Genomic DNA, 9,647 nt, shown 5'->3' with positions numbered 1-9,647 from the left:
CAGCCGGCGAGGTGCCCCTCGGTGCGGGAGCGCTCGTCGCCCGTCAGCTCGCCCGCCTCGAGCCGGCGGATCCGGGAGATCGAGCACGCGACGCCGGGGCCGCCCAGCTCGGTCTTCATGGCAGCTCCTCCGGATCCGGCAGGGTCAGGTCGGGGAACGCCTCGCGGAGCGCGCCGCGCGCGGCGCCCAGGAACTCGCGCAGCCGCTTGCGGACGGTCGGGAGGCTGCGGCCGGTCGCCGCCGCGATCTCGGCCTGCGTCAGCTCGTCGACGAAGTAGAGCACGGCGACCTCCTGCGCCTCCACCGGCGCCGCGCCGAGGAGCGCGCGCACGAGCTCGCGGGAGTCCGGCGCGATGCCCTCGCTCACCCGCTCCCGGGCGAGCCGCGTAAGCTCGTCCCGCCACGCCGCCCGCGAGGCGCGCAGGACGTTGAGACAGTGGTGCGTCGCGGCGGTGAGGAGATAGGCGCTCGGCGAGGCGGCGGCGCGCAGCTCGGGGAGCGCGCGCAGCGCGCGGACGAAGACCTCCTGCGCCGCGTCGCGCGCCCCCTCCTCGTCGCGCAGCAGGTAGCGGCAGCGCGCGAGCACGCCCGCGGCGTGCCGGCGGTAGAGCTCCTCGACGAGCCCCGCCGCCGGCGTGGCCGCGGGGAGCGGGCCGGCGGGGCCGGCCCTCCCTCCCGCGATGACCTCGAGCCGCGCCATCCGCCCCGCTCAGGGGAGGCCGAGCGTCGAGTACTGCGGCTCGCCCTGGAAGGCGCTCGCGCAGGCCGACACGTCGCCGAAGGCCGGATCGGTGTCGTAGGTGAGCGCGAAGGCGCCCGCCTTGCCCGCCCAGCACTCGCTCGCGCCGTAGTCGAACGTCCAGCTCCCGTTCACGTCCTCGGCGAAGACCCGCGCGTCGCCGCGGCCCGCGCCGGTCCCGTCCCAGCGCGCGTGGAGCGAGAGGTTCACCGGGTTCGCCGCCGGGTCCTGGCCGCGGAACGCCACCTGGAGGTCCCCGCCGGCGCCCGTCGCGACGAACGCGTACGCGGCGTCGAGCGGGTTCCCGTTCTGCTCGTCGCGCCCGCCGGCGAGCTGCGCGTCGACGCGGGCCTCGGCGGTGGTGTCGTACTGGATCGTCAGCGTCCCGTAGCGCTGCTCGGACTCCGGGAGCTGGCGCGCGTTGTCGAAGGAGACGGTGAGCTGCCCCTTGCCGCGGCCGGGGCCGGCGGGCTCGGCGACGCCGCTCACGATGGAGAGGAACGGGCCGGGCACGAGGAGGTTCATGGCCGAGAGCTCGTAGGTGAACTTGCCCTCCTCGACCTTCGTGACGACGAGCTGCCAGCGCTTCACCTTGAGCCCGACCTTGCTCTCCTCGTCCCAGGGGCCCCAGGTGCACGTGTCGCCGCTGCAGGCGGTCGGCGGGAGGAGCGTGACGAGGCGGAGCGTCGCGAGCGTCCACCACGCGCCGCCGTTCACGGTCCAGGCGGTGACGTAGGACCAGCGCGCGTAGTCCGAGGTCGTCAGGGCGGGGAAGCGGGCGTCGAAGGTCGCCTCGGCGGTCGCGGTGAGCGCGGCCGGGGAGGACGGGGAGGAAGCGTCCGCGCTGTCCTTCGGGGTGTCGATGCGGATGGCGCTCGACTCGGGGACGGCGCTCCGCGCCTCGTCAGGGGTGATGTCCTGCTTCCCGCACGCTGACGCGAGCACGGCGAGGGACAGCGCGGCGATCGTCTTTCTCATCTCGGAGACCTCGGTGGTCGGCCGGATCATTCCGGCGCGGTCTACGGAGAGAGACACGCTCCCCCGCGCGGAATGGAAAGTGCCACCCGCGCCGGGTCGTCAGGAAGGTGGGAGGGGGTGCGCGGGCGGCGGCGCCCCGCGGTCGCGGGACGCCGCCCTCGCGAGCCTCACGCCGCGACGGGAGGGTTGAGGCAGAGCGCCGAGTTGAGCGCCACCACCGCGCGCTTGTAGTCGTCGCGGTTGATGACGAACTGGATGCTCGTCTGGCGCAGCGACTGGGAGACGGCGTTCACGTTGATGCCGTTCTCGGCGAGCGCCGCGGTGGCGCGGGCGAGGACCCCGGGGAACGCGATGTTCGTGCCGATCACGCAGACGATCGCGGAGGGCACGGCGGTCACGACCTCGTAGGCGTTCTCGAGCTCCTCGACGAAGCCCGCGCTCACCGACTTCTCCCAGACGACGTGCGTGATCGAGTTCGCGTTGGTCGCCTTGAGGATGTACGAGACGCCGTGCTTGCGGAACAGCTCCATCACCCCGTAGTCGAAGCCGACCGTCCCGACCATCGAGGGATCGTGGATCTCGACCGCGGTCACCTTCGGCGAGCCGGCGATGATCTCGATGCGCGCCTGCTTGCCGGTGTACTGCTTCGTGATGAGCGTGCCCGGGTGGTCGGGCTCGAAGGTGTTCTTGAGCCGGATGGCGATGCCGGCGAGCTCCATGGGCTTCGCCGCCTTCGGGTGGATCGCCTCCATGCCCACGTCGGCGAGCTGATCGGCGACGTCGTAGTTCGTCATCCCGACCACCACCGCGTTCTCCGCCCCCACGAGCTGGGGATCCGCCGAGGAGAGGTGGAACTCCTTGTGGATGACCGCCTCGTTCGCCTTGATCTCGACGGCGACCTTGCTGAAGGTGACCTCGGAGTAGCCGCGGTCGAACTCCCGCATGATCCCCTCGACGCCCTTCGTGTAGCCGGTGACGACCACCACCTGGTTCGCGAGGTCGACGCCCTTGAACGAGGCGTGGATGCGCTCGTCGATGGTGAACGGCTCGTCGTCGTCGAAGCCGGTGAGGTCCATGAGGGAGGCCGCGACGCCCTTCGCCTTCAGGATCTCGACGCTGTTGAAGGCGCTGTGCGCCTCGCCGATGGCGGCGAGCATCTCGCGCGCGGCGAGCAGCACGTTGTCGCGCCGCAGGTACCCGCTCGCGAGGACGTGGCGCATCGAGTCGAGGTAGGCGCGCAGCTCGCGCATCCGCCGCTCGATGAAGCCGTCGGCGCGGGCGAGATCGAGACCGATCGGGGCGAGGCCCGCGTTGATCTCCTTGAGCTTGGCGGTGAGCCCCTCGAGCGCGCTCGCGTAGTCCGCGCCGTTCGCGAACCGCGCGTAGACGCCGGGCTCGCCGGTCTTCTTGTGCTCGAGGAGCTGGTTCGTCACGCCGGCGTAGGCGGACACGACGTAGACGCGGCCGTGCACGCGCTTCGGGTCGCGCAGCATGATGTTGCGGAGGACGTCCTCGAACGCCGACATCGAGGTGCCACCGATCTTCTCGACGCTGATCATCGAACGGATCCCGCGGGGCTGGATGGTGTGGAGTTCCGGGCGAAAGCCGGGATGATACCAACTGTGGCCGGGATCGCGACCCCCCTGGGGCGCGAGCGGGCGACCGGCGGGGTCCGGGAGCCCGCCGCGAGCGGTCCCGCCACGGCTGAACGGCCGATCATGCTTCGCGAACAGGCGAGCGAAGCGAGCCCGCCGGGGCGACGCCGCGGAAGCGGCGAAGCCGCTCGCGGGGGCGCACGGGACCCGGCGAGCCGGGGTGGGGTCCCCGACGACGGCGGTCAGCCGTCGGCGGGGCGGGGGCGCAGCCCCCGTTCAGCTCTCGTTCAGATCATCGAGCCACTGCGGCCAGTGGTTCGCCGGCGAGGCCATCGCCGGGGGGTCGATGCGGGCGAGATCCGTGCGGATCCGCTTGAGCCGCTGCGCGACCGGCTCCTCGGCGCCCCACCACTGCAGGAACACGTCGATCGCGTCGAGGAACAGGCCCGCGCTCGAGCTCACGAACGCGGGCCGCTGCCCCTGCTCCAGGTCGACGAGCAGCACGCGGCCGCTCACCCGCTCGAGGACGAAGACCGCGGCGGGCGGCTCGTCGCCCCAGGACATCGGGTCGCGCATGGAGCCGATCACCCAGCCCGTCACGCCCGCCGTCTCCGCGCCGCCGCTCGCGAACTGCTCGAGCGTGCGGAGCCTCCCGTCGGCGAGCTCGGAGGAGAAGAACGTCGGCCCGGTCCACCCGGGGATGCGGACCTCGCGCGGCACGCCGCGCAGCGCGAGCGTGCGCGCGGCGTTGCCGAGGTCCGGAAGCTTCTCGCGGAGGCGATGGCGCTCGGTGACGACCACGGCGCGCATCATGCCATGGACGCGGGACAGCGCCGAGCCGCCGCCCGGACCACCTCGGACCACACGTCTCCCGGGTCCGGGCGCCTGGCCGGGGAAGCCGGCCTCAGCGCGAGGCGGGCGAGCCCGTCGCGAGCCGCACCGCCTTGCGCAGCCCCGCCAGGCGGAGCCGCTCGAGGGCCTCCGCCGGCGTGAGCCAGACGTGCTCGGCGTGCTCGTCGGAGATGCGGACCTCGAAGCCGGCCGGGAGCCGGGCGGCGAAGGCGGTCTCCTCCGCGAGCCGCAGCGCGCCGCCGGGGAGCCGTGCCAGGACGGGATCGACGCCGAACGCGTGCCGGTAGCCGAGCGGCTCGACCGGCACGTCCGCGCCGGTCTCCTCTCGCAGCTCGCGCCGCGCCGCCTCCGCCTCGCTCTCGCCCACCTCGATGCGCCCGGTCACCGGCTGCCAGAAGCCGCCGCGCGCCTCGCTGCGGCGCAGGAGCAGCACGCGCCCGTCGGCGCCGACCGGCACCACCGAGACCGTGCGCAGGTCCGGGGACGCGTCCTCGCGCGCGCGCCCCAGGGCCTCCGCCGCGTGGGCGGCGAGCCGCTCCTCCACCTCCGGCAGCTCCGGCGCCGCCCTGCCCCGCTCGCGCAGCTCGGCCTCGAGGCTCGTGACCCCGAGGCGCGGATCGGCGATGCCGCACGGCACGATCACCTGGAAGTGGGTGAGGTCGGTGCGGACGTTGAACGCGAAGCCGTGCGAGGTCACCCAGCGCGACAGGTGGACGCCGACCGCGCCGATCTTCTTGCGGCCGACCCAGGCGCCCCGGTGCTCCTCGTGCCGGCCCGCCTCGACCCCGTAGTCCGCGCAGGTGCGGATCATCGCCTCCTCGAGCGCGGCGACGTAGCGGCGCACGTCGGGGCGGTCGGCGAGGTCGACGACGGGGTAGCCGACGATCTGGCCGGGCCCGTGGTAGGTGACGTCGCCCCCGCGGTCGGTGTCGTGCAGCTCGAAGCCCTGCTTCTCGAGCCAGGCCGGGGCGGCGACGATGTTCGCCCGGTCCGCGCCGCGCCCGAGCGTCACGACCGGCGGGTGCTCGAGCAGGAAGAGGTGATCGACCCCGGGCGGCGTCGCAGCCCGCACCGCCTCGCCCGCGAGGCGCATGAGCGCGAGGCCGTCTTCGTACTCGACGCGGCCGAGCCTGTGGACGAGGAGCGTGCGCACGTTCGCGGCGCCCGTCACGCCCGCGCGGGCTCGGCGGCCTCGCCCTTCTTCTTGCGCTCGGGCGGCTTCAACATGTGGATGGGCTCGCCGAGCGCGGTCTTGCACGCCTCCATGAACGCCTCGGGGAGGGTCGGGTGCGCGTGGATGGTGAGCGCGACGTCCTCGAGGTACGCGCCCATCTCGAGCGCCAGCGTGGCCTCGGCGATGAGATCCGCCGCCTCCGGCCCGACCGCCGTCACGCCCAGGAGGAGCTTCGAGGCGCGGTCGGCGACCACCTTCACGAACCCGTCCGTGTGGTCGATCGCGATCGCGCGGCCGAGCGCGCCGAACGAGAACTTCCCGGTGATGGGGTCGTACCCCTGCGCGCGAGCCTCCTCCTCGGAGAGCCCGACGGTGCCGATCTCCGGATCCGTGAAGATGCCGCCCGGCATCGCGACCCAGTCGCGCGCCGACTTCATCCCGGCGATCACCTCCGCCGCGATCTCGCCCTCCTTCGACGCCTTGTGCGCGAGGAACGGCCCACCCGTCACGTCGCCGATCGCGAAGACCGAAGGCACGCTCGTCCTGTACTGCGCGTCGACCTCGATCCCCTTCGGCCCGACCTTCACGCCGATCTTGTCGAGCCCCAGCCCCTCGGGGCTCGGCCGGAACCCGACGGCGACGAGGATCTTGTCGCACTCGATCGTGGTCTCCTTCCCCTCCACCTCGACCTTGACCGCGAGCGCGGCGCCCTTGCGCTCGAACCCCTTCGCCTTCGCGTTCACGTGCACGGTGACGCCGCGCTGGCGCAGGTTCTTCTGCACGAACCGCACGGCCTCCGGGTCGATGCCGGTGAGGATGTTCGGCAGCGCCTCGAGGAACGTGACCTGCGAGCCCAGCTTCGCGTAGACGGTGCCGAGCTCCATCCCGATGATGCCGCCGCCGATGCAGACGAGACGCTTCGGGACCTCCGGGAGATCGACGGCCTCCTTCGCGCTCCACACGTCCTTGCCGTCGAACTTGAAGCCCGGGATCTCGACCGGGCGGCCTCCCGTCGCCACGATGAAGGCCTGCGCCTCGACGCGCGTCCGCTCGCCGTTCTGCTCGACGTCGATGGCCGTGGGCGAGACGAAGGTCGCCGTCCCCTTCACCACCTCGACGCCGTTGCCCTTCTCGAGCAGGCCGACGCCGCTCGTGAGCTTCTTGACCACGCCGTTCTTGAACTCGCGCAGCTTCGCGACGTCCACCTTCGGCTCGCCGGCCACGATGCCGCGCTCGGCCGCGTGCTTGATCTCGTCCACGAGGTTCGCCGCGGCGATGAGCGCCTTCGACGGGATGCAGCCCCAGTTCAGGCACACGCCGCCGAGCGTCTCCTTCTCGACGAGCGCCACCTTCTTCCCGAGCTGCGCGAGCCGGATGGCGGCGGGGTATCCGCCCACGCCGGCGCCGATCACGACGGCGTCGAAGGTCTTGGTGGCCATGGAGCGATCTCCTGGGTGGAGTCCTTGGGTGAAGATGTAACCGCGCGACCTCGCGCGCGCGGGGACTCTATCGGCGGGCCGCCGACGGTCAACACGAAAGCGGCTCCCCCGAGAGGGATGGCCTGCCCGCTCAGCGGGCGCGCTGCCGCTTGCGCCGCCGCGCCTCCTCCTTCTCCGAGAGGATCCGGTGCGTCTCGGGCGCGACGCCGGAGAGCCGCTGCACGACGGCGGCCGCGGCGGCGAGGCCGAACGCGCCAGTGACGAACGCCGCGCTGCCGTACACCTTCGGGCCGCGGCGGCGCTCCTCCGACCCGCGCGGGCGCGCGCCGGGGACACCGCCGTCGTCGCCCGGGAGCGCGAGCGTCTCGCGCGGCGTCTCGACCGACCAGACGGCGAGGACGCCGGTGGGCTCGGCCGCGGAGATCCCGTGCCGCCGGCGCAGGTACTTGCGGACGTCCTTGCCGAGCTGATCGGTGTGCGACTCGCAGAGGTCGGTCACCTGGATGGCGGTGGGATCGAGCCGCCGCGCGGCGCCGAGGGAGGTGACGATGGGGACGCCGAGCGCGAGGCAGCGCTGGATGACGTGGAGCTTCGCGACCACGGTGTCCATCGCGTCCACGACGAACGACACGCCCGCCGGGACGATGCGCTCCGCGCTCGCCTCCGAGTAGAACTCGGCGATCGCGTCCACCCGCACGGCCGGGCTCACCCGCGCGAGGCGGGCCGCCATCTCCTCGACCTTCAGCGCGCCGAACGCGCCCTCGAGCGCGTGGAGCTGGCGGTTCGCGTTCGTCTCGTCCACGCGCTCGCCGTCCACGAGCGTGACCCGCCCGACCCCGGCGCGCACGAGCGCCTCCGCCGCGAAGCTCCCCACCCCGCCAATGCCGAGCACGACCACGTGCGCCTGGGCGAGCCGCTCCATGGCGTCCGCGCCGAGGAGGCGCGCGGTGCGGTCGTGGCGCGGCGAGGCGGGAGCCGGAGCGACCGGGGGATCGGCGGGGCGCGCCGTCTGCGCCCCCCCGGCAAGATGCCGACGCGTGTCCATGCGCGCGCTCTTCTACCGCCCCTGGGGCCCGAGCCGGAAGAGCGCCCGCGCGTTCGCGGTGGTGAGCGCGTCCACCTCCTCGACCGAGCGCCCGGTGGCGCGCGCCACGGCCGAGGCGATCTCGGGGAGGAACGCGGGCTCGTTCCGGCCCCGGTGCGGGCGCGGCGTCTGGTCCGGCGCGTCGGTCTCGAGAAGCAGCCGGTCCGGCGGGACCGCCTGGACGGCGGCGATGGGGCGCCGCGCGCGCTCGTAGGTCACCGGGCCGGCGAACGAGAAGTGGAGGCCGAAGCGCAGGTAGCCCTTCACCTGGTCGGCGCTGCCCGAGAAGCTGTGGAGCACGCCGCCTGCGGGGAGCGGCGCCTCCTCGAGGAGCGCGATGAGCGGCTCGTGGAGCTTCAGGCAGTGGAGCACGACCGGGAGCCGGTGCCGCCGGGCGAGGGCGAGGTGCGCGCGGAGCACCCGCACCTGTCGCTCGAGCGGGGCGCCGGCGGCGACGCTCGGCCCGTCGAGGCCGCACTCCCCCACCGCCACCGCGCCGCCCTCGGCGAGCGCGGCCTCGAGCGCCGCCAGGTGCCGCGCGTCGTCCCGCGGGTCGAGCTCGGGGAGGAGCTGCGGGTGGAGGCCGAGCCCGAAGTGCACGCCCGGGGTGGCGCGCGCCCAGCCGGCGAGGCCCGCCCAGCCGTCGGGCCCGATCGCCGGGACGACGACCTCCGAGACGCCCGCCGCCCGGGCGCGCCCGAGGACCCGGTCGCGATCGGGCGCGAACTCGAGCTTGTCGAGGTGACAGTGGGTGTCGATCAGCGCGGGCCTACGCCATGTGCATGAAGAGCAGGTTCGGATCCTCGAGCGTCCGGATGATCTCGTAGCAGAAGGCCGCCGCCTCGTGGCCGTCGATGACGCGGTGGTCGCTCGTGATGGACACGTGCATCACGTCCCGGACCACGACCTGCCCGTCCCGCACCACGGGGGTGGGTCGGATGCGGTGCACGCCGAGGATGCCCACCTCCGGGTAGTTGAGGACCGGCGTCGCGAACATCCCGCCCAGCGCGCCGAGGCTCGTGATGGTGAAGGTCGAGCGGCCCATGTCCTCCGGCCGCGCCCGCCCGGCCTTTGCGTCCTGCGCGAGCCGCTCGATCTCCCGCGCGAGCTCGACGAGCGAGCGCCGGTCCGCGCCGCGCACCACCGGCACGACGAGCCCCGCGTCCGTCGCGGAGGCGATGCCGATGTCGTGGCGGCGGTGCAGCACGAGCTCGCCGCGCTCGTCGTCCATCGTGGCGTTGAGCTTCGGGAACTTCCTCAGCGCGGCGACGACCGCCTTCACGATGAACGGGAGGAACGTCACCTTGACGCCCTCCTCCTTCGCGGCGGCGGCGATCCGGTCCTTCACCCGCGCGAGCTCCGTCACGTCGCACTGCTCGACGAAGGTGAAGTGCGCGGCGGTCCGCTTGGAGCGGGCCATGTTCTCGGCGATCCGCTTGCGGACCCCGCGGAGCGGCACGCGCTCCTCGGCGCCGCCGCCCTCGGGGCGCAGCGGGATGGGCGCCGCCGGCCGCGCGGGCATGACCTCGGCCGAGGGCGCGGTCCCGCGCTCCGGGCGGCCATGCCCGTTCGTGGCGTTCCGGAACTCGGCGAGGTCCTCCTTCGTGACGCGCCCGCCCGGCCCGGAGCCGGCCACCGCGTTGATGTCGATCTCGAGCGCGCGCGCGAGCGCCCGCGCCGCCGGCGTCGCCAGCGCCTTCTGGCCCGCGGGGCGCTGGGACAGGGCCGGAGCCGCCCCCGGCGCGGCGGCGAGCGGAACGGCCTGCGTCGCGGCCCGGGCCGGGGG

At 73.8% G+C, this 9,647-nt stretch carries 9 protein-coding genes; all 9 read right to left on the bottom strand.

What is annotated here, in order from left to right:
- Window positions 1–115 precede the first annotated feature (115 nt).
- A complete protein-coding gene (locus MNZ39_RS21725) occupies window positions 116–700 on the bottom strand; it encodes an RNA polymerase sigma factor (protein ID WP_242341190.1) in 585 nt (194 codons plus the stop codon).
- 9 nt (window positions 701–709) lie between these two features.
- Window positions 710–1,717 carry a hypothetical protein gene (locus MNZ39_RS21720; RefSeq protein ID WP_242341189.1) on the bottom strand — a complete coding sequence of 336 codons (1,008 nt, stop codon included), beginning with the start codon at window positions 1,715–1,717 and terminating at the stop codon, window positions 710–712.
- Between the two features lie 167 nt (window positions 1,718–1,884).
- On the bottom strand, window positions 1,885–3,276 hold the full coding sequence (locus MNZ39_RS21715; protein ID WP_242341188.1) for an aspartate kinase: 1,392 nt from the start codon (window positions 3,274–3,276) through the stop codon (window positions 1,885–1,887).
- A gap of 312 nt (window positions 3,277–3,588) precedes the next feature.
- Window positions 3,589–4,122, bottom strand: coding sequence for an SUKH-4 family immunity protein (locus MNZ39_RS21710; RefSeq protein ID WP_242341187.1), 534 nt, complete (start codon window positions 4,120–4,122; stop codon window positions 3,589–3,591).
- 94 nt (window positions 4,123–4,216) lie between these two features.
- Window positions 4,217–5,317 (bottom strand): lipoyl(octanoyl) transferase LipB, encoded by a 1,101-nt coding sequence (gene lipB / locus MNZ39_RS21705; RefSeq protein WP_242341192.1) that lies wholly within the window; start codon window positions 5,315–5,317, stop codon window positions 4,217–4,219.
- Between the two features lie 14 nt (window positions 5,318–5,331).
- Window positions 5,332–6,777, bottom strand: a complete 1,446-nt coding sequence (gene lpdA, locus MNZ39_RS21700) for a dihydrolipoyl dehydrogenase (protein WP_242341186.1) — start codon at window positions 6,775–6,777, stop codon at window positions 5,332–5,334.
- 130 nt (window positions 6,778–6,907) lie between these two features.
- On the bottom strand, window positions 6,908–7,822 hold the full coding sequence (locus tag MNZ39_RS21695) for a ThiF family adenylyltransferase (protein ID WP_242341185.1): 915 nt from the start codon (window positions 7,820–7,822) through the stop codon (window positions 6,908–6,910).
- Between the two features lie 12 nt (window positions 7,823–7,834).
- A complete protein-coding gene (locus tag MNZ39_RS21690; protein WP_242341191.1) occupies window positions 7,835–8,623 on the bottom strand; it encodes a TatD family hydrolase in 789 nt (262 codons plus the stop codon).
- Between the two features lie 7 nt (window positions 8,624–8,630).
- The coding region (locus MNZ39_RS21685) for a dihydrolipoamide acetyltransferase family protein (RefSeq protein WP_242341184.1) at window positions 8,631–9,647 on the bottom strand (1,017 nt) is incomplete at its 5' end.

The organism is Anaeromyxobacter sp. SG66 (assembly GCF_022690805.1).
Lineage (GTDB): Bacteria > Myxococcota > Myxococcia > Myxococcales > Anaeromyxobacteraceae > Anaeromyxobacter > Anaeromyxobacter soli.
This window is presented reverse-complemented; position numbering and strand designations above follow the sequence as displayed.

Coding starts and splice junctions, on each gene's coding strand:
- MNZ39_RS21710 (WP_242341187.1), bottom strand. CDS start 4,122: ATGCGCGCCGTGGTCGTCACCGAGCGCCATCGCCTCCGCGAGAAGCTT.
- MNZ39_RS21715 (WP_242341188.1), bottom strand. CDS start 3,276: ATGATCAGCGTCGAGAAGATCGGTGGCACCTCGATGTCGGCGTTCGAG.
- MNZ39_RS21695 (WP_242341185.1), bottom strand. CDS start 7,822: ATGGACACGCGTCGGCATCTTGCCGGGGGGGCGCAGACGGCGCGCCCC.
- MNZ39_RS21725 (WP_242341190.1), bottom strand. CDS start 700: ATGGCGCGGCTCGAGGTCATCGCGGGAGGGAGGGCCGGCCCCGCCGGC.
- MNZ39_RS21720 (WP_242341189.1), bottom strand. CDS start 1,717: ATGAGAAAGACGATCGCCGCGCTGTCCCTCGCCGTGCTCGCGTCAGCG.
- lpdA (WP_242341186.1), bottom strand. CDS start 6,777: ATGGCCACCAAGACCTTCGACGCCGTCGTGATCGGCGCCGGCGTGGGC.